This window comes from Marinobacter sp. (genome assembly GCF_041984545.1).
GTDB lineage: Bacteria > Pseudomonadota > Gammaproteobacteria > Pseudomonadales > Oleiphilaceae > Marinobacter.
In genome coordinates this window covers 34,402-56,081 of sequence record NZ_JBHIXV010000019.1, presented here as the reverse complement: position 1 = coordinate 56,081, position 21,680 = coordinate 34,402, and the positions used below count along the sequence as shown (strand labels likewise).

Below are 21,680 nucleotides of genomic sequence, written 5' to 3'. Positions count from 1 at the left end.
GGAAAACCTGCGCTTTCGCGCAGGTTTTTTTATGTCTGAAGATTTATCGGGACAGAATCCAATGGGCAACGAACGGGCCGTATTTCCAGCACTACTGGTCCCAGAGCTGAACCGCCGCGCGAGCCTGCTCATTGACCGGCACTGCAACCAGCCCGGAAGCTGACAGGCGCACATCGAACATGGCCCCGTCGCGCATTGGCATGAAGGTGGCGTTGCCATACACCCCCTCTACAAACGGCAGGTTGAATTGCCGGTCCAGTTCCCAGAGATCCGGCCAGGTGGCGTCGGACAGCCCGATGACCGTACGGGGCGCGGAACGCTCCTGTTCAAGAGAGGTATACCGACCTCCGAGACGCTCTAGCCGGTACCCCGGAGCAACACCAAGCCAGCGAATCGGCCCCGCAAAGCGGATGATTCTGGCATCAATCTGCCACTGATCACCCCGAAGGGTTCGCACGGTTGGAGTGCCATCCGCTGTTTCCAGCGTCACCCGCCAGATTTGCTCGCCCTCCTGACTCGTGGAAATGGTCGCTACGGTTTTCATTCCCTCGAGGGACTGATACGCGGACAGGTTGACGGCGATCGCGAGTGCGTAGAGACCAAGGACAATAACGCCGAATACCGCCATGCCCTTGAGCCATCCGAGGAGCCAGCGCGGGCGAAGGAAAAACAGCAGACCTGCGATCACCAGTACCGCGCCGAGGGCGCCAATTACCATGGTGGCGAGGTCGTGAGACATGACTTACAAACCCACGTCGTCCAGCGACGATTCGGCCAGTTTGAGCAGATCCCGGTTGCGGTCTTCGCGCTTGCCAATGCTCTCGATGTAATACTCCAGGGAGGTCAGGGCGTCAGCCAGCGCTTCCAGAACCTGGGCGGCCGGCGATTCCTTGGCATCAAGCAGGCGCTCCTGAATGGAGGAAGCCACGCGCTCGAGGACACTGGCGGCCTCGGGATCGTTCACCATCTGTAGCCCACCCCAGATGCTGTGCAGCGTCGCGGGCAGATTCGCAAGGTGGAGTTTGTCGTAGTCCGATTCGATAAAGGCGGTGATCGCACGCTTGGCCAGTGTCAGCGCGCTGCGGGCCTCGTCGGCAACAACGTACAAGGCTTCCCTCAGGTAGACCGACTCTTCCTGTTTGCGATCGCTACCGGCAAGGGCATCGGTCTCGGAGGTGATCCCGCGGGTTACGATCTGCATGATGGCATCTTCGATGCCCAGCACAGAATCAGCCAGACGATAGAGCTCCTCATCGCCCGGGAGTCGCTTTTCCTCTTCCCATCCACGCAGCCTGACGGCCTCTTCCCGGGAAATGCCCGCCAGCTTGTGCAGATCAAGCATCACCAGGGTGTTGGCCAGGCGCTCCAGGGCGTCCGCGATGGAGGACAGCTCGGCAAGGTCAGGCTCGATTCCCCTTTCGATGATATCGAGCTTGTCCTTCAGCTGGTTCAACTCGTCCTGCAATGCGTCCGAGAGGGATTTGAGAACATCGCTGCCAGGGCCATAGAGACGGCGCGCGTGGGCCTCGAGCATGGCATCCGGAAAATCAGCGGGCGCCAGTTTGTAGGCCGACAGGACGGAGGTGACTTCCGGGTTGGCCGAACCGCTGCGATACAACAGATAAACCAGATCCCGGATCAACGAGTCCGGCGCGTCCTTGGCGGTGGCAACCTTACCCACGTAGACCACTTCCCGGGCGTATTTCTCGATGCGCATGAACATGCGCTTGCGGGCCTTGGTGAACAGCATGGCACGGTCAAGCATGGTGTCCGCGACGATGCTCACGAGGCACCACATCTGGCCCATGGGAGCGCCCTGGCAAAGACGGGCCAGGCCACGGGCAGCACGCCCGATCAGCTTCTTGTTCACCGCGTCGTTGCGCTCGCGCAGGATGCCAAGCAGCGCCACCTGGAACGTCAGGCGCATGCGCCTGGCCATGATTTCGTAATCCGCCTCGTTACCATCGAAGGGCTCAAGTGCCAGACCACCGCAAAAATCCGGACGCTCTTTTACATCGACATCAAAGAAGCAGGACTCGGGATACGGCTTTTCGCGACGTGCCTCGCGCAGGTCGTTGATGACTGGCAGCAGAAGTTCCGGATGGTCCTGCCGTTGCTGGTGGTAATACTCGACGTATCGACGGAGGATGAAGAGCGCGCTGTTGAGGGTGGTAAGCAGGATATTCTTGTCATCGTTCGCGCCAACGGGGACATCGTTGGCCATGGTGACCGCTTCCTGACAAAGCAGCGTGCCGCCGCGCAGCTCCACCAGAATGAAGATGCCCCGGAGCTGATTGATGAAGTCCACGCAGTTCTGGAGATCCTCTCCCCGTTCGCGGTTCTCCTGGAAGCGTTCAAGGCTGGATTCTGCCTGCTTGATGGTCTGCTCGATTTCACTTTTGACCAGGTCAAACGACTGCGATTTCGTCGCGAGAGACGACTGAACCATACACGCTTCCCGTTAGCTTTGCGGAGACTACCGCATCCTCTTTGGTGGACAACGGCCCGGTAAACACGGACCCGGCCTTATTGTTCTGGGCCGGGCACCCTCGTCCGGCCAAAGCGTTCGCAAAAAACTGGCGAACTTATCATTACTTATAACATAAAACTCAAGTAGCTCAAGAAAGGCGGAATGTAACATTTGGTACAGGCCAAACCAGTTCTCATTCCGCGTTCTCGAGTTTACGCCACACTGACTCGCCGGCCTGTTTCTCCAGCACGGCCATGAACTCCTCGTGAGCGGCACTTTCCTCTTCCGATGCCCGCAACACCGCAAGGGGCGATCGATCGCCGGAGAGCCGGCGAATGCCACCGGCCCCTCCCCCACTGTCAGACCCGGCGTCCAGGGACAACGCGGTCTGACCGCCGGTCAGCAGCAGATAGACATCAGCGAGTATCTCGGCGTCCAGAAGTGCGCCGTGCAGCTCCCGGTTGCTGTTATCAACGCCGTAGCGTTTGCACAGGGCATCAAGGCTGTTCTTCTGGCCCGGGTGGCGGGCCCGTGCGATGGCCAGGGAATCCACAATGCCGCAGTGATCGGCTGTCTTCCGGACGGGCTTCAGGCGGGCAAACTCCGCGTCCATGAAGCCCACGTCAAAGGCTGCGTTGTGGATGACAAGTTCCGCACCCTTGATGAACTCGAAGAACTCATCGGCAATCTCGGCAAAGCGCGGCTTGTCGGCCAGGAATTCGTTAGTGATGCCGTGCACCGTAATGGCCTCGGCTTCCACCTCACGATCGGGATTGATGTATACGTGGTAGTTGCGACCAGTGAGCTGACGTTCCATCAGCTCAACACAACCAATCTCGATGATCCTGTGGCCTTCGGCCGGATCAATGCCGGTGGTTTCGGTATCGAGTACGATCTGTCTCATGGCCTGCGTCCGATTGTCTATGTGTGCGGGAAGATGTCAGGCGTTGGTAAGCTCGTCAACGCCCCGGTTGGCAAGCTCGTCGGCCAGTTCATTGTCGGGAATACCCGAATGGCCCTTCACCCAGTGCCAGTTGATCTGATGCCTGGCCACGGCAGCGTCCAGCTCGCGCCAGAGGTCTTCGTTCTTGACCGGCTTTTTGGCCGAGGTTTTCCAGCCGTTACGCTTCCATCCGGCCAGCCATTCGGTAATGCCCTTTCGCACGTACTGGGAATCGGTGTAAAGCTCCACCTCACAGGGGCGCTTCAGGGCACCGAGCCCCCGAATGGCCGCCATCAGCTCCATGCGGTTGTTAGTGGTATTCGCCTCGCCGCCATGCAGCGTTTTCCAGGCGTCTCCGTAACGAAGCACTACGCCCCATCCGCCCGGGCCCGGATTGCCCTTGCAGGCACCATCGGTGTAAAGCGTTACCTTGCCGGCCATTGCTACTCCTGTTCTGTTAATACCATCCGTTACTCGGCCAGGCGGGCGGGTAGCTCTTCCCGGCTGCAGCCGCGGGACGCTCCGACGGTACCTGTGCCCGGTAACGCGATAACCTTGCTCTTGCGCCACACCGGGCGCCTCGGCAACCGTGCGTGTACGCGTTTTTTGGCAAGGATACAGTAATAGGCGCCCACTGGCAGGAACCGATTTCCCGAAATCCAGCGGTCCATTCGCGAACGAGGCTTGCGACCACTGCGCTGCAGGGGCCAGCGACAGAAACGCGTAACCGACGCCTCGACATTGAAACCCAGCAGATTAAGCCAGTCTTCCATGCGTCCCCGGAACAGGAAGCGCCCACCCCATGGGCCTTCCTCACTCCGTGTAATCAGTTTTCGGGCACCCCAGAAGCTGAGCGGGTTGAAACCGATCAGCACAATGGTCCCTTCGCCTCGCAAGACCCGGGCTGCCTCGCGCAGAACCTGATGCGGGTAGGGCGAGAAATCTGCGGTGTGGTGCAGCAACACGAGGTCCATGGAATCGCCCGGAAAAGCGAGTTCATCCGCATCGCAAACCGTCACGCCATCCGGAATCTGCGGCGTCCATCGAGGTGTGGTCATGATCTTCTGGGAGAAGTCCGTCCCCGTGGCCAGCGGTAGTCGATGACTCACCCCCACCTGCAGCTGCCGCGCGCCGGTCAGGCTCTGGAGCTGGGCGTCTACGAACCGCCTCTGGTCCGCCAGCAAAGCTCGCCCAAGCGGCGTCTGGAACCATCGTTCAAAACTTTCATGTCTACTGGCATAGGCGAAAGCCTGGGATTCACTCACTGTTTGGACGCTCCCGGGATCCGGACCTGTGGTTGGGGCCTCGAAGGTATTGCTCTATCATAACAGTCACACTTTCCAAGCACATGTGGGGCCCTATGCTGACAATTACTGCGATACCAGCGTTTAGCGACAACTACATCTGGTGCCTGTCGAATTCGGCCAGCGGCAAGGCCCTGATTGTCGATCCCGGCCAGGCCCAGCCAGTACTGGACTACCTGTCTGAAAACAATCTCACGCTCGATACCATTCTGGTCACCCATCACCACCCGGATCATGTGGGCGGCGTTCAGTCGCTGGTTTCCGCCTTTCCCGACTGCCGTGTCAGCGGCCCGGCTGACTCTCCGTTCAAGGGCGCAACCAACACCCTGCACCCGGGCGACGAGGTGATCTGGGAGGAGATTACCTTCCAGGTACTCGGCGTGCCTGGCCATACCCTTGACCACATTGCCTACTTCACGGATGTTGAGGTCGAAGGGCGCCCTGTGCTGTTCTGCGGCGACACCCTGTTTGTGTGCGGCTGCGGGCGGCTGTTCGAGGGCTCGCCGGAACAGATGCGCCAGTCGCTGCAAACCCTGCGCGCCCTGCCCGACAGGACAGCGGTTTACTGCGCCCACGAGTATACCCTTGCCAACCTGCGTTTTGCCCGCAGCTGGCTGCCGGAGGACGACGGCCTCCGGGAGTTCGAGGACCTCTGCAAGAAGGCCCGGGAGGCAGGCAAGCCAACCGTGCCCTCGGTGCTGGCCGATGAAAAACGCCTGAACCCGTTCCTGCGCTGGGATGATCCGCCCGTTGTGGATGCTGCCCGGGGCTATTGCGCCAGCCATGGCCTGCCCGCTGATTCGGAAAATGCAATCTTTGCGGCGATCCGTCACGGCAAGGACCACTTCTGACGCCGTGCCCTACGTACTTAACAAATCCTCTCAGAGCCGTAACGAGAGGATTCTTGACCCTTTTTGACAGGCTCCAATAGAATCAAAAGCCTTTTTTTTGAACCGTTTCCGGATGTCTTGATATGTCGCTCAGACGCTTGTCGTTTTTTTTCCTCACAGGGGCCCTGATCACCGGGTGCAGCAGTTTGCTAAACCAGAGCGGAGAAGATTTGGACAACCCGCTTGATACCGAGCAACTGGCCGTAGCCGCCGGCGATGAAGGCCTGAAGCAGGCAGTCGCTGCCGGTGATGACAACGCCGAAACCCAGGATGGCCCGTTGGACGATGCCATTGCACCGGAACTGAAAAAGGCCGCTCAGGAGGCCAGGGACAAACTCGACAACCCGGTGACCGAGCCGGAACCGGAAACCGTTGCCCGGGCGGATCTCTGGGACCGCATGAGAGCGGGTTTTGTCCTTGATCACAGCGTGGACAATGAACGGGTACGGGACCAACTGAACTGGTACGCGAGCCACCCCAAATACATCGAACGCGTGGTGGAACGCGGCAGCCGCTACCTTCATCACATACTGAACGAAACCGAAAAACGCGGCCTTCCGGCTGAATACGCGCTTTTGCCCGTGGTGGAGAGCGCCTTTGACCCCTTCGCGTACTCCCATGGCCGGGCTGCAGGTCTCTGGCAGTTCATTCCTTCTACCGGCAAGTACTTCGGACTTACCCAGAGCTGGTGGCACGACGAGCGCCGGGACGTAATTGCGGCAACCGACGCGGCCCTGACCTACCTCGAACGGCTGGCAGATCGTTTTGACGGAGACCACACGCTGGCCCTGGCTGCCTACAACAGTGGCGGCGGCACGGTTTCCAGCGCCATCAGACGCAACAATAAAAGCAACCGGCCGACCGATTTCTGGTCGCTGGAGCTTCCCCGGGAAACCCGTCACTACGTGCCCAAGCTGATCGCCCTGGCCAAGATCTTCGACGATCCCACGGCCTACGGCATCGAATTGCCCTCGCTGAAAGACGAGCCCTACTTCGAAGTTGTCGATACCGGCTCCCAGCTCGACCTCGCCCAGGCTGCCGAAATGGCGGGCGTGGACATTGATGAAATCTATCTGCTTAACCCGTCCTATAACCGTTGGGCCACGTCTCCGGACGGTCCGCACCGCCTGCTGGTCCCGGTGGCGAGTGCCGAGGCGTTTCGCGCCGCCCTGGACAAACTGCCGGTCGCCCAGCGGGTGTCCTGGCGCAACTACGTGGTGAAATCAGGCGACAGCCTCAATACCATCTCCCGCAAGTTTTCCACCACGCCGTCCGTGCTGCAGCAGGTCAATAACCTGAACAGTGACCTGATCCGGATCGGACAGCGTCTGATGATTCCTTCGGCCTCCAAAAACAGTGATGCCTATGCCCTCAGTGCCGCCCAGCGCCTGGAACGGAAGCAATCCCGGGAGCGCGATGGCAACAAGGTGCGCTATACCGTGCGTCGGGGCGACACCTTCTGGGATATTGCCCGGGAGCACCGGGTTTCTGTTCGGGAACTGGCGGCCTGGAACGGAATGGCCCCGGGTGACCCGCTGATTCCTGGCAAGGAACTGGTGATCTGGTCGAAAACCAGTCAACCGACCGTGGTGGCAGCCAACAGCCGACGCGGCGACGCCATGGTACGGAAGGTGGGCTATCGGGTACGTAAAGGCGATTCGCTGGCACGCATTGCCAGTCGTTTTTCGGTGAATGTGCGTGACATTGCAAGCTGGAACGACCTCAACACCGCGCGTTATCTGCAACCCGGCCAAAGTCTGGTACTCTACGTGGACATTCGAAACAGCCCCTGACGTGCGAGCCCCATGACAACAACTCGAACAACCTCATTCCTTACGTCCCTCTGTTCCGTAATGGCGCTGGTTGCGGCGCCGCTGTTCTCGGCTGGATCCCTGGCACAGGAAGTCACACCCTCGCACGGTCTGGCAATGCACGGTGAGACCAAGTACCCCGAGGGCTTCAGCCATTTCGATTACGTCAACCCGGAAGCTCCCAAAGGCGGCACCCTGAAGCTCGCGGTCGTGGCCAACGGATTTGATTCGTTCAATCCGTTCGACATCCGGGGCGTTGCCGCCGCAGGCATCAGCAGTTACCTGTACGACACTCTGTTGGCGTCCTCAGACGACGAGCCTTTCTCCGCCTACGGCCTGATTGCAGAATCCATCGAAACCCCGGAGGACCGCAGTTACGTGGTTTTCAACCTGCGTGAGCAGGCGAAGTTTCACGACGGCAAGCCCATCACCGCCGAAGACGTCAAGTTCTCCTTCGAGACACTGACCACCAAAGGCCACCCGTTCTTCCGCAACTACTATGCGGACGTCAGCAAGGTAACCGTTGAGGGCCCACGTCGCATCCGGTTTGATTTTGGTGAAACGAACAACCGTGAACTGCCGCTGATTCTTGGCCAGATGCCCATCCTTCCCGCCCACTACTGGGCCGATCGTGACTTCGGCGACAACGGTCTGGAACGCCCCCTGGGCAGCGGCCCCTACCGTATCGGCGAATTCGAGGCCGGCCGCAGTGTCAGCTATGAGCGGGTCAAAGACTACTGGGCCAAAGATCTCGGCGTTCGCACCGGGCGGTTTAATTTCGATCGCATTGTCTATGACTATTACACCGACGACACCGTCGCCCTGGAAGCGTTCAAGGCGGGCAGTTTTGACTTCCGGCTTGAGTCCTCTGCCAAGAACTGGGCAACCGCCTACACCGGTGAGCGGTTCAACAACGGCACCATCGTCAAGGAAGCCATTGAACACCATCGCCCCGCCGGCATGCAGGGCTTTGTGTTCAACACGCGCCGGCCCGTGTTCTCTGACCCACTGGTGAGAGAGGCCCTGGCTTATGCGTTTGATTTTCAGTGGGCCAACAAGAACCTGTTCTTCGGGCAGTACACCCGAACCGACAGTTATTTCGAGAACAGTGAGCTGGCCTCCTCCGGTCTGCCCCAGGGGCGCGAGCTGGAAATTCTTGAGCCGTTCCGTGATCGGTTGAGCGAAGACGTCTTTAATGAGGAATACCAGCCTCCCACCACGGAAGGACAACAGGGGCTCCGCCAGAACCTCAAAACTGCACTGGACCTGCTCAATGAAGCTGGTTACGAGATCCGCAACGGCAAGATGATGAACGCCGAGACCGGCAAGCCCCTGGCGTTTGAAATCCTGCTTTTCCAGAAGAGCTTCGAGCGTGTGGTGCTTCCCTTCAAGAAGAATCTTGAACGCCTGGGTATCGACGTGACCGTCAGGCTGGTGGACAGCAACCAGTATATCCAGCGCCTGCGTGAATTCGACTACGACATGATTACCCAGGTGTTCGGGCAGTCAGACTCCCCGGGGAACGAGCAACGGGACTACTGGCATTCATCCAACGTGAACACCAAAGGCTCGCGCAACTACGCCGGCGTGAGCGACCCGGTGGTCGACGAACTGGTGAGCATGGTCATTCAGGCCCCGAACCGCGAAGAACTGGTGCATCGGGTTCGGGCACTCGACCGCGTACTGCTGCACGGGCACTACGTGGTTCCACACTGGCACCTCACCAAAGACCGGGTTGCCTACTGGAACCACCTTCAGAGACCAGCCACCACCCCGAAGAACGGGATAGACCTCGACAACTGGTGGGCCAGGCCCTGAGGAAAGCGCCGTTACATGGGCATCTACATACTCCGGCGACTGGCGCTGATCGTCCCTACCCTGATCGGAATCATGCTGCTGAACTTTGTGATAGTTCAGGCAGCGCCCGGAGGGCCGGTTGAACAACTGATTGCCGAGATGCAGGGCCACGGCGGCAGCGCCCTGGCGCGCGCCTCCGGTGGTGGAACGGGCGGCGAAGTGGCGGACACATCCGGAGATTCCAGGGGTTCCCGCGGTATTCCGGATGAGCTGCTTAAGGAAATCGAGGTGATGTACGGCTTTGACAAGCCGCCCCACGAGCGTTTTATCAAGATGCTCGGAGACTACGCCACATTCGATTTCGGCGACTCTTTTTTCCGTGAAAAAAGCGTTATCGAACTGATTCTCGACAAGATGCCCGTGTCCATCTCTCTGGGGCTCTGGTCGACGCTCATCATTTACCTGATCAGCATACCCTTGGGCATCCGCAAGGCGGTTCTGGACGGCACCCGCTTCGATGTCTGGACCAGCTCTGCCATTGTGGTGGGTTATGCAATACCCGGATTCCTGTTTGCCATCCTGCTGATCGTGCTCTTTGCCGGCGGCAGTTATCTCGACTGGTTTCCGCTGCGGGGCCTGACTTCTTCGAATTTCGACGAGCTGACCTGGTACCAGAAAATCGGCGATTACTTCTGGCATCTGGCGCTGCCGGTTACCGCGAATGTGATTGGCGGTTTTGCCACGCTCACCCTGCTCACCAAGAATTCCTTTCTCGACGAGATCGGCAAGCAATATGTCGTGACCGCAAGGGCGAAAGGCCTTACCGACAAGCAAGTGCTTTACGGCCATGTATTCCGTAACGCCATGCTGATTGTCATCGCCAGCCTCCCGGGAGTACTGGTGGCCCTGTTTTTCACCGGCTCCCTGCTCATTGAGGTGATCTTCTCCCTGGATGGCCTGGGGCTGCTGGGTTTTGAGGCCGCTCTTAACCGGGATTACCCGGTAATCTTTGGCACCCTCTACATCTTTACGTTGATGGGCCTGATCCTGAAGCTGGTCAGCGACATCACCTACGTGCTGGTGGACCCACGTATCGACTTTGAAAGCCGGGAGGGTGCGTGACGTTTCGTTCCCTGACGCCTATCCAGAAGCGGCGCCTGCAAAGCTTCCGGAATAACCGCCGGGGCTTCTGGTCGCTGTGGATATTCCTGGCGCTGTTCGGTCTCTCCCTGGTGGCCGAATTGATTGCCAACGACTCGCCGCTGATCGTGTCCTATCAGGGCGAGCTCTATTTTCCGGTTGTCGAGTCCGTGCCTGAGGAAACCTTCGGAGGGTTTCTGCCAACCGAAGCGAACTACCGGGATCCGTTCATCGCCGATGAGATCAAGGCCAACGGCTGGATGATATGGCCACCCATCCGGTTCAGCTACGACACCATCAACTACGATCTGGAGGTGCCGTCGCCGGCGCCCCCCAGCGCGGAAAACTGGCTAGGCACCGATGATCAGGGGCGTGATGTGGCCGCTCGGGTCATCTACGGGTTTCGTATCTCGGTACTGTTCGGGCTGACGCTCACCATCGCAAGTTGCATTGTGGGCGTGGTGGTTGGCGCCATCCAGGGCTTTTACGGCGGCAAGGTCGACCTGTTCGGGCAGCGGTTTATCGAGATCTGGTCAGGTTTGCCGGTGCTCTACCTGCTGATCATCCTCTCGAGTATTGTGCAACCGAACTTCTGGTGGTTACTCGGGATCATGCTGCTGTTCAGCTGGATGGGCCTGGTGGACGTGGTGCGCGCCGAATTCCTTCGAGCGCGGAACTTCGAATACGTGAAAGCAGCCAGGGCCCTGGGTCTCGGCAACCGGAAGATCATGTTCCGGCACATTCTGCCCAATGCCATGGTCGCCACCCTGACCTTCCTGCCTTTTATACTGACCGGGGCCATCACCGGCCTCACATCGCTGGATTTCCTGGGCTTTGGTCTGCCGTCCGGTTCGCCATCGCTGGGAGAGCTGATCGCACAGGGCAAGGCCAACCTGCACGCCCCCTGGCTGGGTATTTCCGCCTTCGTGTCGCTGTCGCTGATGCTGACCCTGCTGGTGTTTGTCGGCGAGGCCGTCCGTGATGCCTTTGATCCGAGAAAGAGCTGACATGACCCAACTGCTTGAAATCTCCGATCTGACCATTGCCTTTGATCAGGCAGCGCCGGTGGTGAACTCGCTGTCATTGTCGATCAGCGAGGGTGAAACCCTGGCGCTTGTTGGTGAGAGCGGGTCCGGAAAGTCCATCTCGGCCCTCTCGATTCTCCGGCTGCTCGATGAACGCCACGTAAATTACCCCCGGGGCACAATTCAGTATCGCGGTGAAAACCTGCTCTCCGCCACCCCTAAACGTTTGCGGCAGATTCGGGGTCGGGAGATCGGGATGATCTTCCAGGAACCCATGACCTCTCTGAACCCCCTGCACACCGTCGAGCGACAGATCGGGGAAACCCTGGAGCTGCACAAGGGAATGCGCGGCAATCAGGCGCGCATTCGTTGCCTGGAGCTTCTGAACCTCGTGGGTATCCAGAACGCCGAGGCCAAGCTTGGTGCCTACCCACACCAGCTGTCTGGTGGGCAGAAGCAGCGAGTGATGATCGCCATGGCCCTGGCGAACGAACCGGACCTGCTCATTGCCGATGAACCCACAACGGCCCTGGACGTTACTGTGCAGAAGCAGGTGCTCGAGCTGCTCCGTGACCTTCAGAAAAAGCTGGGCATGGCCATTCTGCTGATTACCCACGATCTGACCATCGTCCGCCGCTATGCCGATCGCGTCGCGGTCATGGAGCAGGGGCAACTGGTCGAACAGGCCGACACCCGAACCCTGTTCCAGGCGCCCCGCCATGCCTACACCCGAAAACTGCTGGATGCCGAACCGCCGGAGGCACCCATAGCCCTGGAAGGCCAGGCCGCGCCCCTGCTCTCCGTCACAGACCTCGATGTTCGCTTTCCCAGTCGCAGGAATCTGTTCGGCCGGGTGAAGGAATCGTTTCACGCGGTCCAGGCCGCGAGCTTCGACCTGAAGCGCGGCGAGACCCTGGGCATCGTCGGGGAAAGCGGTAGTGGCAAAACCACCATTGGCCATGCCCTGCTCAAGCTGACCGCCAGCACCGGCAGCATCCAACTGGACGGCGAAGAGCTGGCGCGGCTCGATCAGAAGGCCTTCCGGCCCTGGCGCCGAAGAGTCCAGATTGTCTTCCAGGACCCGTTTGGCAGCCTGAGCCCCAGGATGTCGGTGGCCGAGATTATCCGGGAGGGGCTGGAAATCCATGACGCTGCCGGCGCCGAGGACCACGACCAGAAAGTGATCCGCGCCCTGCGCGATGTCGGGCTCGATCCGGAGGCCCGGCATCGATACCCCCACGAGTTCTCCGGAGGCCAGAGGCAAAGGATCGCCATCGCCCGGGCCCTCGTTCTTCAGCCCGACCTGATCATTCTCGACGAGCCCACCTCGGCGCTGGATCGCACAGTCCAGAAGCAGGTGATTGAGCTGCTGAGGGATATCCAGGCCCGTTATGGTCTAAGCTACATCTTTATCAGCCACGATCTGGCGGTGGTTCGAGCGCTCAGCCACAAGTTACTCGTGCTTCAGCACGGCCAGATCGTGGAATACGGTAACGCTGCCGACATTTTTCAGGCGCCTCGCCGGGACTACACGCGCGAGCTGCTCAGTGCGGCGTTTTTCTACCAGGACACCACTACGACTATTTGAGCGTTACCCCGGGCCCCTGAGTTCGGGGATAATGCACCAAAATCAGGAACACAGGGAGAACGACCCATGGGAATCCTCAGTGGCAAGAAAGCACTGATCGTTGGCGTAGCCAGCAAACTGTCCATTGCCTACGGCATCGCGGATGCCTTCGCCCGTGAAGGTGCGGAGCTGGCGTTTACCTATCAGAACGAAAAGCTTCAGCCCCGTGTGGAAAAATTTGCAGAAGGCTGGGGAAGCAAGCTGACCTTTCCCTGCGACGTGGCCAAGGACGACGAAATCGAGAACGTGTTCAAGGAGCTGGCTAAGCACTGGGACCACGTCGACATCATTGTTCACGCCGTTGGCTATGCCCCCGCCCACGAGCTCGATGGCAACTACGTGGACGTCACTACCCGGGAAGGCTTCCGCATTGCCCATGACATCAGTTCCTACAGCTTTGTTGCCCTGGCCAAAGCCGCCCGCGGCATGCTGCACGAGGGCAGCTCCCTGCTCACCCTGAGCTACCTGGGCGCTGAACGTGTGCTGCAGAACTACAACGTAATGGGACTGGCGAAGGCCTCCCTCGAAGCCAACGTTCGCTACATGGCCTCAAGCCTTGGCCGCGACGGCATTCGCGTGAATGGCATCTCCGCAGGCCCGATCAAGACCCTGGCCGCCTCGGGCATCAAGAGCTTCCGCAAGATGCTCGCAGAGAACGCCAAGCGGGCCCCGCTGCGTCGCAACGTAACCATAGACGAAGTCGGCAACGCCGCCGCATTCCTCGGCTCGGATATGGCCAGTGGTATCACCGGTGAGATCATGTACGTGGACGCCGGGTTCAACATTACCGGCATGGCCGAGCTGGAAGAATAACAGTCACTGTTACCTACGGAAGAAAGCAAAAAGCCGGCATCATGCCGGCTTTTTATGTTCAGCCCTGCTCCATCGCGAGGGCAACGGCCTCCACCCACTCCACATAGGCCGTGTCATCGGACTCGATGATTCTGACGCCTACCAGGAACGCCTGTTCGTGGGGACGGCACCATACCACCTCAACCATCAACAGAAACGGTTCGCGGTGGTTACCGAGGAACACCCTCGCCGGTAACAGGGCATCCAGAGACAGCGGTTCAGGCGTGGTAAGGCACAGCCCGCCGGCGGAGATGTCCCGAATACCGCAGACCAGATCCCTGTTGTCGGAAGAGGTCTGGTCGGGCTCCCCGGATTCCAGCTCCAGAATGGCTCGGGCCCGGGCGGTCAGGCGATAACTGGTCCGGTTGTCCTGGTCGACCTGGGGTTCATTGCCGGTACCAAAACTGTAGTCGTTCTCTGCCATGTTGCTCTTCCTGCGCTGACCGGCTCAGTTACGGCCCACACGAATGCGGCCGACGACCCGGCTCAGGGTGTCATCAAACTCCGCGGAGGTTCCCAGCACCCGGATTTTACCGGCGACAATGCCCGCTACCAGGTCGTCCTCCAGGAATTCTCGCCGATTCAAACCAAGCCGGTCCACAAAGACCAGTTTTCTTGAGGCGTTGATTCGAACCGCCAGCTTGAGTCGGGCGGCATCCGAATCCGGCTCCCCGGACTCTACCACAATCCAGCCGCCCAGCTTGATGCCGGCCACCTGCTTCTCGGCGAGCAAGGTTCGCTCTTTGAGGATTCGCGCCTGTTCCGCCTCTTCATCCGCGATTCTGCGAGCTTCCGCCTCCTGCCGCTGACGCTCCAGCTCGGCCTCGCGTTCCGCCTCCTGCGCCTTCCGTCGAGCCTCTTCGGCCTCTTGCTGGCGTCGCAGCTCCTCGGCCCTGACCCTGGCTGCCTCAGCCGCCTGTTCCCGTTGCTTGCGCTGCTTTTCGCAAACGTTCGCAAGCAATTCCACGGTCTCTGAGAGTACCTGTCCGAAAGGGGTCATTTTTGGGAGTGGACGGAGCTGATTGCGATCGAGTGCCGCCTGGAATTCCGACCAGGGCTGGACGCCCAGCTTGACCCCAGCGCCGTTGGTCCAGAGGATTTCGGCGGAATCTGCGAGAAAGGCAAAGCAAAAACGGCGTTGCTCGCGCGCGCCCTCACCCTCCACGAACCATTGCCCCTCAACCGCCTGGTAGGTCTCCGGGGCGGGCAGTTCGAAGCCCAGCCAGCGGCCATCCCATTGGAACTGTCCCGCCTCCTCCAGAGCGTTTACGAGCGCCGGAGTCTCGCCACGCAGGCGTGACACCATGACTGACTCAATCCCTGACAAAGCGTCGCCCGGCAGGTCGGTCTTATAGACCTTCTTCCAGACATCGAGAATGCGGTCGCCGATTTGTTCACCCACGTGGTACAGCCGGTTTCGGTCCTGGTCCGACAGCGACGGATCCCCTATCCACACTAGCCACTCAAGAAGCTTGCTGCCATGCCGGAACGCCTCGCCCTGGAGGCCGCCTTCCCACACGGCCTGTTTGATCAGGCTCTGCCAGAAATCCAGGATGAACCGGACAATCGGTACCGGTAGTTCTCTACCCTGCAACGCCCGTCCCACCAGCGCCCTTGCAGTCTGCTCTGCCCGGCGTTGCTTTGCAGCGCCCTGTTCGGTTTCCAGGAGACGCTGGCGGAGTTTTTCTGCCTGGGAATTACGTTTTACCGCGTCGGCTTCCCATTGCCGGCAAAAAACCTCGACCGGCTGGGTGCTGCCTTCCTCGAAGCTGGCAGACACAGCGATAATCAGCGCGTCGAGCTGATCCAGCAGAACCCTTGCGGAACGGCCCCCGGAGTCGCTCCAGCCGCGCCATTCCTGCAGACTGTCGAGCCACGCCACGAGCGGTGCACTGAAGGCCTTCTTGCCCTCCAGGTTCATGCGCCAGGCCAGGTACAAACGCAACCGCGCGATGCGTCGGGCGAGTGTCGGGTGCAGACCACTGGTTTTAAGAAATACATCCATGATCCGATCGGCCACGTAGGCTGCGTTGACCTGACGGGCCGACCACTCCAGGTGGACCGAGCGAATCACATGGGTCACACGCTCGTCGCGCTGCTCCGACCAGCAGGAAATCAGCAGGGGCCGCCAGTCGCTGACCGCGTCGGGCTCGAGCTTGCCCGCAGGATACGGCAGATCCGGAACCCGGATACCGGCGAGAACGTCATCAATCCGACCGGAAACCGCCTTAATGTTGGGCACTTTTTTCAGTCTCTGGTTTTGTTCCTGATCTGTTTCGCGACATCCGTTCCTCATACTCAAGAAGCGTTGAAAAGGCCCAGTAAATAACGCAGTATAACCAACTCGCCGGGGTTTACCGCAACCGTGTACCGGCGCTCATCGAGCCAAATTGACACTGTGATGGGCATGCGCTGATGCTCAACCAACGTACAGCCAACGCACAACCAGAAACAGTGACTACGATCAGAATCGGGAAGCAGAACAACATGTCGGGCAACAAACTTGAGAATCTGAACGTGGCGAGCCAGGAAACACTGATTACTCCTGAGGCGCTGAAAAAGGAGATGCCGCTCTCCGAGAAGGCCGCGGACACCGTCGCCAAAGGCCGCCAGGCCATTTACGACATCATGGACGGCAAGGACCATCGCCTGTTTGTAGTGGTGGGCCCCTGCTCCATCCACGATGTTGAGGCCGCGCGCGATTACGCCACTCGCCTGAAGAAACTCGCTGATGAAGTCAGCGATACCCTGCTGATCGTCATGCGTGTCTATTTCGAAAAGCCGCGGACAACCGTTGGCTGGAAAGGCCTGATCAACGACCCGCACCTGAACGACACCTTCGATATCGAACAGGGCCTGCACATTGGCCGTCGGTTGCTGCTGGACATCAACGAACTGGGCCTGCCGGCGGCAACAGAGGCACTGGATCCGATTTCGCCCCAGTACCTGCAGGACACCATCGCCTGGTCCGCCATCGGCGCACGCACCACCGAGTCCCAGACTCATCGCGAAATGAGCAGTGGTTTGTCCATGGCGATTGGCTTCAAGAACGGCACCGACGGCAGCCTCGATGTGGCGGTGAATGCCATGAAATCGGTATCACACCCGCACAGTTTCCTCGGCATCGACCAGCAGGGCCAGGTGGCCATCATCAGGACCAAGGGCAATAACTACGGCCACGTGGTACTGCGCGGCGGTGGTGGCAAACCCAACTACGATTCCGTCAGCGTTGCGCTCTGCGAGCAGGCGCTGGAGAAGTCCGGCCTGCGCAAGTCCATCATGATCGACTGCAGCCACGCCAACTCGAGCAAGGACCCGGCCATCCAGCCGCTGGTGATGCAGGACGTCACCCACCAGATTCTGGAAGGTAATTCGTCCATTCAGAGTCTGATGGTTGAGAGCAATATCAACTGGGGCAACCAGTCGATTCCGGACAACCTGGCAGACCTGAAATACGGGGTGTCCATCACCGACGCCTGCATCGACTGGCCGACCACTGAAAAGGCCATTCGGGACATGCGGGAGAAACTCAAGGACGTGTTGCCCAAGCGCAAGGTTGGCTGAGGCCTCCCCTCACAAAACAGTCGGGGAGCTTCAGCTCCCCGCGGTTACCCCACCGATCCAGTCAAGCCGCTCTCTCAAAGCAACAACCTGCCCGATAATCACCAGAGTGGGAGGCTGAACTTCCTCGGCCTGCACGCGCTCGACGATGTTATCCAGATTACCGGTCACCACACGCTGCTCCGGCGTGGTGCCTTTTGAAACCAGAGCCACCGGCATCTCCGGTGACATGCCGTGCGCCACAAGCTGGCGGCAGATGATGGGCAATCCAACAAGCCCCATGTAGAACACCAGGGTCTGATTATTCTGGACAAAGTCCTTCCAGGGAAGATCGCAGGTGTCGTTCTTGAGGTGACCGGTGACAAAGCGGACCGACTGGGCGTAATCACGGTGCGTCAGCGGAATGCCTGCGTAAGCGGCACATCCAGACGCCGCCGTGATCCCCGGCACCACCTGGAAACGAACACCGGCGTCGGCCAGGGTCTCGATTTCTTCGCCGCCACGCCCGAAAATAAAGGGATCGCCACCCTTGAGTCGCACGACCTTGCGGCCCTGGCGGGCCAGGTCTACCAGCCTCTGGTTGATCTGATCCTGTGGCAGGGTGTGGTTCGCACGCTGCTTGCCCACATGAATCCGCTCGGCCGATTCGGGAATCAGCGCCAGAATCTCCGGTGACACCAGTCGATCGTACAGAACCACCTCAGCGGAGGTGATCAGCCGCCAGGCCTTGAGCGTGAGCAGTTCCGGGTCGCCCGGCCCAGCGCCAACCAGAGCCACCTCGCCGGCCGAGGTGTTGGGATTCGAGGTTACCGGATTCTTCCTGTACCGGATTGGTGCAGGCGTTGCACCAACGCCCTTCCCTGGTGCGACTTCCTTCGGATCAGTCATTGGATTCGGTCAATGCCTCCCATGTATGGCTTGAGGACCTCCGGAACCAGAATGCTGCCGTCCGCCTGCTGGTAGTTCTCCATTACCGCGATCAGGGCGCGTCCTACCGCAAGCCCCGACCCGTTCAGGGTGTGCACAGGCTCCGGCTTTCCGGTGTCCGGGTTACGCCAGCGTGCATGCATGCGCCGTGCCTGGAAATCGCGGGTATTGGAGCAGGACGAGATTTCACGGAACTTCTGCTGCCCAGGCAACCACACTTCCAGGTCGTAGGTTTTTGCCGCAGAGAAGCCCATATCGCCGCCGCACAGGGCCACAACGCGGTACGGAAGTTCCAGCAGCTGAAGAACTTTTTCGGCGTGGCCGGTCAAGGCCTCGAGAGCGGCCTCGGAATCCTCCGGTCGGACAACGTGCACCAGCTCCACCTTGTCAAACTGGTGCTGCCGGATCATGCCCCGGGTGTCGCGCCCATACGAACCGGCCTCACTGCGGAAACACGGTGTATGGCAGACCATCTGCAGCGGCAGCTCGCTGGCGTCGAGGATGGTGTCCGACACCAGGTTGGTAGCCGGCACCTCGGCGGTCGGGATCAGGTAAAGCGGATTCTCCCCCTCCATCCGGAACAGGTCTTCCTCGAACTTGGGCAACTGACCGGTCCCGTAAAGGGTGTCGGCGTTCACCAGATAGGGAACGTAGGTTTCCTGATAGCCGTGGTCGCGGGTATGCAGATCCAGCATGAACTGGGCCAGCGCGCGATGCAGGCGGGCAACCGGCCCACGCATCACCGCGAAGCGGGAGCGCGCCAGACGGCTGGCGGTTTCGAAATCCAGTCCTTTGAGCCCCTCGCCCAGGGCCACGTGATCCCGGGGCTCGAAATCAAACGCCTTCGGGGTGCCCCAGGTGCGAATCTCGACGTTATCGTCTTCGTCGGCGCCCGGTGGCACGTCTTCGTCCGGGAGATTGGGTATGCCGGCCAGGAAGGCGTTCAATTCTTCCTGAAGGGCACGGAGCTCATCCTCGGCCTCGGACCTCTGCTTTTTCAGGCTCTCCACCTCGTCCAGCAGAGGCTGGATGTCCTCGCCGGCCGCCTTGGCCTTGCCGATGGATTTGGACCGTTTGTTCTGCTCGCTCTGCAGGGTTTCCGTGCGTACCTGGATGGCACGACGACGCTCCTCAAGCTGTTCAAAAGCCGCCACATCAAAATCGTAGTTCTTGATGGCCAGCTTGCGGGCGATCTCTTCTGTCTGGGTACGGACACGTTTGGGATCGAGCATGTTTATCCTGAATCTTTCGGTTATCGATGGGATGAATGACTGGCCATTATACCTGCACAGTTGCTGGTGGCTAGCGGGGCCAGAGGGACTCAGCGGTAGCGCTTGTTGGCGCTCTCTGCGTTCCGGGCATCGAGGCGCTGGCGCTTCTCCGCCAGCTTGATTTCCAGGCCCCGGTCCACAGGCTGGTAGTAACGGCGCTGGTGGATGGCCTCTGGAAGGTAGGATTCGCCAGCGGCAAAGGCGTCCGGCTCGTCATGGGCGTAGCGGTAGGTATCACCGTGACCCATGCTTTTCATGAGCTTGGTGGGCGCGTTGCGCAGGTGCACCGGCACCTCGTAGTCCGGGTCCTGGCGAATGTCGGCCATGCACTGGTTGAAGGCCTTGTACACCGCATTGCTCTTGGGCGCCAGGGCGAGGTAGGTGACTGCCTGGGCCAGAGCCAGCTCGCCCTCGGGCGAGCCCAGCCGTTCCTGTGCCTCCCAGGCATCCATGCTGAGCTGGAGCGCGCGGGGATCGGCATTGCCAATATCCTCGCTGGCAATCCGCACCAGACGACGGGCCACGTACAGCGGGTCGCAACCGCCATCCAGCATCCGGCACAACCAGTAAAGCGAACCGTCTGGATCGGACCCACGGACAGACTTGTGCAGTGCGGAGATCTGATCGTAGAAAACGTCACCGCCTTTATCGAACCGCCGCAGGCTGGTTTGCATCACCTGCTCGAGGTGCTCGGCGGTCACCCGCTCGACACCTGAAGCGTCCGGCTCTGCGAGGTCCGCGGCCACTTCCAGAATATTGAGAGCTCTTCGGGCGTCACCGCCGGAAGCCGAGGCCATCACTGCAAGAACGCCCTCATCCACCGACAGCCGTCCCCCGAATCCCTCTTCCGAAGTCAGGGCACGACTCAGCAATTTGAGGATATCGTCTTCTTCGAGATTCTTCAGGACGTAGACACGGGTGCGGGACAACAGGGCGCTGTTCAGTTCGAAGGAGGGGTTCTCGGTGGTGGCACCGACAAAAATAAAGGTGCCATCCTCAATGTGCGGCAGGAAGGCATCCTGCTGGCTTTTATTGAAACGATGCACTTCATCCACGAAGAGCAGCGTGTCGCGGCCCTGAGACTGCTTCCGGTTACGGGCACGTTCGACAACGGCGCGGATTTCTTTCACGCCACTGAGCACGGCCGAGACGGTCTCGAAGCTCAGGTCGCTGACATTGGCGAGGAGCTGGGCAAAGGTGGTTTTACCAACGCCCGGTGGTCCCCACAGAATCATCGAATGCAGCTGACCCTGTTCCACCGCCCTCCGCAGCGGCTTGCCTGGGCCCACCAGATGGGCCTGGCCCACGTAATCGTCCAGCGTTACCGGGCGCATCCGGGAGGCCAATGGACGGAAGCCCGAGGCCTCCGCGAACAGGCTATCCTGCATCAGGCCCCGTCCCGAATGATATCCACACCCTCCGGGTACTCGAGGGTGAAAGCGCTGGCCTCAACGGGTTCGTTCAAGCGAATGTCGTCGAAACTGAGGATACTGAGCTGACCCAGGGAATCCTGCATCCGCATCTCCTGGAGCTCACCGTCGAAGAAGGTCAACCGCAGCGACGTGAACAGAGAATCCGGGCTGCGTGGCTCCAGGGTATATTCCCGGGTGTGCTCACCCATGCTGCGACCGGAAACCCGGTAGGTTTTTTCGAGGTCATCCACCTCACCGCTGAGCAGAAGTGCGGGTGTGGACTGAACCCGGTCGTCAAGGTCGTGGATGGTCACCTGCTCCAGGTCAGGGTCGTAGACTTCAACCGTGTCGCCATCACTGACGATAAACTGCGACAGGGGCGCGCTGGTCTCCCAGTAGAACATCCCGGGCCGTTTGGCCTTGAGTGAGCCACGGGTTTCCTGAACCCGGTTTCCGTTTTCATTCACCACAATCTGGATGAAGTCCGCCTGATACGACTGGTAGCTCTCAAGCGCCCGCGCCAGCTCATCAGCGCCGAGTTTCACGCCATCCGCTTTAGCGGTTTCTGCGGCGGCAGCCGAAGTGGCCATCATCGCCAGTGCGAGCAGGGTAAACAGGGATTTCAGGAGGGACTGTCCCATAGGTGTTTG

General features: G+C 60.0%; 18 protein-coding genes and 1 pseudogene. 8 read left to right on the top strand and 11 right to left on the bottom strand.

Going from position 1 to position 21,680, the window contains the following annotated elements; translation table 11 throughout:
- Nucleotides 1-91: 91 nt before the first annotated feature.
- The 5 genes from ACFC20_RS10755 to ACFC20_RS10735 all read right to left on the bottom strand — a co-directional run bounded on the left by ACFC20_RS10755 (nucleotide 92) and on the right by ACFC20_RS10735 (nucleotide 4,678).
- Complete coding sequence (locus ACFC20_RS10755) at nucleotides 92-739, bottom strand: multidrug transporter (protein ID WP_375193010.1); 648 nt, start codon at nucleotides 737-739, stop codon at nucleotides 92-94.
- Between the two features lie 3 nt (nucleotides 740-742).
- Nucleotides 743-2,449, bottom strand: coding sequence for a chemotaxis protein (locus ACFC20_RS10750; RefSeq protein WP_375193009.1), 1,707 nt, complete (start codon nucleotides 2,447-2,449; stop codon nucleotides 743-745).
- Between the two features lie 214 nt (nucleotides 2,450-2,663).
- Nucleotides 2,664-3,374 carry a DNA polymerase III subunit epsilon gene (dnaQ, locus tag ACFC20_RS10745; RefSeq protein WP_375193008.1) on the bottom strand — a complete coding sequence of 237 codons (711 nt, stop codon included), beginning with the start codon at nucleotides 3,372-3,374 and terminating at the stop codon, nucleotides 2,664-2,666.
- Between the two features lie 36 nt (nucleotides 3,375-3,410).
- Nucleotides 3,411-3,854, bottom strand: a complete 444-nt coding sequence (rnhA, locus tag ACFC20_RS10740; RefSeq protein WP_375193007.1) for a ribonuclease HI — start codon at nucleotides 3,852-3,854, stop codon at nucleotides 3,411-3,413.
- A 29-nt stretch (nucleotides 3,855-3,883) separates the two neighbouring features.
- Nucleotides 3,884-4,678 (bottom strand): class I SAM-dependent methyltransferase, encoded by a 795-nt coding sequence (locus tag ACFC20_RS10735; RefSeq protein WP_375193006.1) that lies wholly within the window; start codon nucleotides 4,676-4,678, stop codon nucleotides 3,884-3,886.
- A gap of 95 nt (nucleotides 4,679-4,773) precedes the next feature.
- On the opposite strand from ACFC20_RS10735, the gene gloB reads away from it, so the two are divergent.
- From gloB to ACFC20_RS10700, 7 genes are all read left to right on the top strand, one after another.
- Nucleotides 4,774-5,568, top strand: a complete 795-nt coding sequence (gene gloB / locus ACFC20_RS10730) for a hydroxyacylglutathione hydrolase (protein WP_375193005.1) — start codon at nucleotides 4,774-4,776, stop codon at nucleotides 5,566-5,568.
- A 122-nt stretch (nucleotides 5,569-5,690) separates the two neighbouring features.
- Entirely contained in the window at nucleotides 5,691-7,400 is a 1,710-nt protein-coding gene (locus ACFC20_RS10725) for a LysM peptidoglycan-binding domain-containing protein (RefSeq protein WP_375193004.1), read from the top strand.
- A 12-nt stretch (nucleotides 7,401-7,412) separates the two neighbouring features.
- Entirely contained in the window at nucleotides 7,413-9,236 is a 1,824-nt protein-coding gene (locus ACFC20_RS10720; RefSeq protein ID WP_375193003.1) for an extracellular solute-binding protein, read from the top strand.
- Nucleotides 9,237-9,251: 15 nt separating this feature from the next.
- Nucleotides 9,252-10,337: a microcin C ABC transporter permease YejB gene (locus tag ACFC20_RS10715; RefSeq protein WP_375193002.1), complete on the top strand. Its 1,086-nt coding sequence runs from the start codon at nucleotides 9,252-9,254 to the stop codon at nucleotides 10,335-10,337.
- A complete protein-coding gene (locus tag ACFC20_RS10710) occupies nucleotides 10,334-11,362 on the top strand; it encodes an ABC transporter permease (RefSeq protein ID WP_375193001.1) in 1,029 nt (342 codons plus the stop codon). Before ACFC20_RS10715 ends, ACFC20_RS10710 begins: the two co-directional genes overlap by 4 nt.
- A gap of 1 nt (nucleotide 11,363) precedes the next feature.
- Nucleotides 11,364-12,968: an ABC transporter ATP-binding protein gene (locus ACFC20_RS10705; RefSeq protein WP_375193000.1), complete on the top strand. Its 1,605-nt coding sequence runs from the start codon at nucleotides 11,364-11,366 to the stop codon at nucleotides 12,966-12,968.
- A gap of 66 nt (nucleotides 12,969-13,034) precedes the next feature.
- A complete protein-coding gene (locus ACFC20_RS10700; protein WP_091985475.1) occupies nucleotides 13,035-13,820 on the top strand; it encodes an enoyl-ACP reductase in 786 nt (261 codons plus the stop codon).
- A 58-nt stretch (nucleotides 13,821-13,878) separates the two neighbouring features.
- Here the strand turns inward: ACFC20_RS10700 and ACFC20_RS10695 are convergent, their stop codons facing one another.
- Both ACFC20_RS10695 and ACFC20_RS10690 read right to left on the bottom strand, forming a co-directional pair.
- The gene (locus ACFC20_RS10695; protein WP_375192999.1) at nucleotides 13,879-14,283 is read right to left on the bottom strand and encodes a PilZ domain-containing protein; all 405 of its coding nucleotides are present in this window, start codon (nucleotides 14,281-14,283) and stop codon (nucleotides 13,879-13,881) included.
- 24 nt (nucleotides 14,284-14,307) lie between these two features.
- The gene (locus ACFC20_RS10690) at nucleotides 14,308-16,101 is read right to left on the bottom strand and encodes a DUF1631 family protein (RefSeq protein WP_375183293.1); all 1,794 of its coding nucleotides are present in this window, start codon (nucleotides 16,099-16,101) and stop codon (nucleotides 14,308-14,310) included.
- Nucleotides 16,102-16,346: 245 nt separating this feature from the next.
- Between ACFC20_RS10690 and ACFC20_RS10685 the strand changes: the two genes are divergently transcribed.
- Nucleotides 16,347-17,423, top strand: a complete 1,077-nt coding sequence (locus ACFC20_RS10685) for a 3-deoxy-7-phosphoheptulonate synthase (protein WP_091985480.1) — start codon at nucleotides 16,347-16,349, stop codon at nucleotides 17,421-17,423.
- 30 nt (nucleotides 17,424-17,453) lie between these two features.
- On the opposite strand, the pseudogene cobA reads toward ACFC20_RS10685, so the two are convergent.
- The 4 genes and pseudogenes from cobA to lolA form a co-directional block, all read right to left on the bottom strand.
- Nucleotides 17,454-18,209 (bottom strand): annotated as a pseudogene (cobA, locus tag ACFC20_RS10680) (uroporphyrinogen-III C-methyltransferase); the annotation flags it as partial.
- Between the two features lie 95 nt (nucleotides 18,210-18,304).
- Nucleotides 18,305-19,579, bottom strand: a complete 1,275-nt coding sequence (gene serS / locus ACFC20_RS10675; protein WP_375192998.1) for a serine--tRNA ligase — start codon at nucleotides 19,577-19,579, stop codon at nucleotides 18,305-18,307.
- A gap of 89 nt (nucleotides 19,580-19,668) precedes the next feature.
- Entirely contained in the window at nucleotides 19,669-21,006 is a 1,338-nt protein-coding gene (locus ACFC20_RS10670; protein WP_375192997.1) for a replication-associated recombination protein A, read from the bottom strand.
- Complete coding sequence (lolA, locus tag ACFC20_RS10665; protein WP_375193031.1) at nucleotides 21,006-21,623, bottom strand: outer membrane lipoprotein chaperone LolA; 618 nt, start codon at nucleotides 21,621-21,623, stop codon at nucleotides 21,006-21,008. Before lolA ends, ACFC20_RS10670 begins: the two co-directional genes overlap by 1 nt.
- Between the last annotated feature and the right edge of the window lie 57 nt (nucleotides 21,624-21,680).

Bases quoted from the DNA above. Each gene is read 5' to 3' on its own strand.
- ACFC20_RS10755 (WP_375193010.1), bottom strand. From the start codon at position 739: ATGTCTCACGACCTCGCCACCATGGTAATTGGCGCCCTCGGCGCGGTA.
- ACFC20_RS10750 (WP_375193009.1), bottom strand. From the start codon at position 2,449: ATGGTTCAGTCGTCTCTCGCGACGAAATCGCAGTCGTTTGACCTGGTC.
- dnaQ (WP_375193008.1), bottom strand. From the start codon at position 3,374: ATGAGACAGATCGTACTCGATACCGAAACCACCGGCATTGATCCGGCC.
- rnhA (WP_375193007.1), bottom strand. From the start codon at position 3,854: ATGGCCGGCAAGGTAACGCTTTACACCGATGGTGCCTGCAAGGGCAAT.
- gloB (WP_375193005.1), top strand. From the start codon at position 4,774: ATGCTGACAATTACTGCGATACCAGCGTTTAGCGACAACTACATCTGG.
- ACFC20_RS10725 (WP_375193004.1), top strand. From the start codon at position 5,691: ATGTCGCTCAGACGCTTGTCGTTTTTTTTCCTCACAGGGGCCCTGATC.
- ACFC20_RS10720 (WP_375193003.1), top strand. From the start codon at position 7,413: ATGACAACAACTCGAACAACCTCATTCCTTACGTCCCTCTGTTCCGTA.
- ACFC20_RS10715 (WP_375193002.1), top strand. From the start codon at position 9,252: ATGGGCATCTACATACTCCGGCGACTGGCGCTGATCGTCCCTACCCTG.
- ACFC20_RS10705 (WP_375193000.1), top strand. From the start codon at position 11,364: ATGACCCAACTGCTTGAAATCTCCGATCTGACCATTGCCTTTGATCAG.
- ACFC20_RS10700 (WP_091985475.1), top strand. From the start codon at position 13,035: ATGGGAATCCTCAGTGGCAAGAAAGCACTGATCGTTGGCGTAGCCAGC.
- ACFC20_RS10695 (WP_375192999.1), bottom strand. From the start codon at position 14,283: ATGGCAGAGAACGACTACAGTTTTGGTACCGGCAATGAACCCCAGGTC.
- ACFC20_RS10685 (WP_091985480.1), top strand. From the start codon at position 16,347: ATGTCGGGCAACAAACTTGAGAATCTGAACGTGGCGAGCCAGGAAACA.
- serS (WP_375192998.1), bottom strand. From the start codon at position 19,579: ATGCTCGATCCCAAACGTGTCCGTACCCAGACAGAAGAGATCGCCCGC.
- ACFC20_RS10670 (WP_375192997.1), bottom strand. From the start codon at position 21,006: ATGCAGGATAGCCTGTTCGCGGAGGCCTCGGGCTTCCGTCCATTGGCC.
- lolA (WP_375193031.1), bottom strand. From the start codon at position 21,623: ATGATGGCCACTTCGGCTGCCGCCGCAGAAACCGCTAAAGCGGATGGC.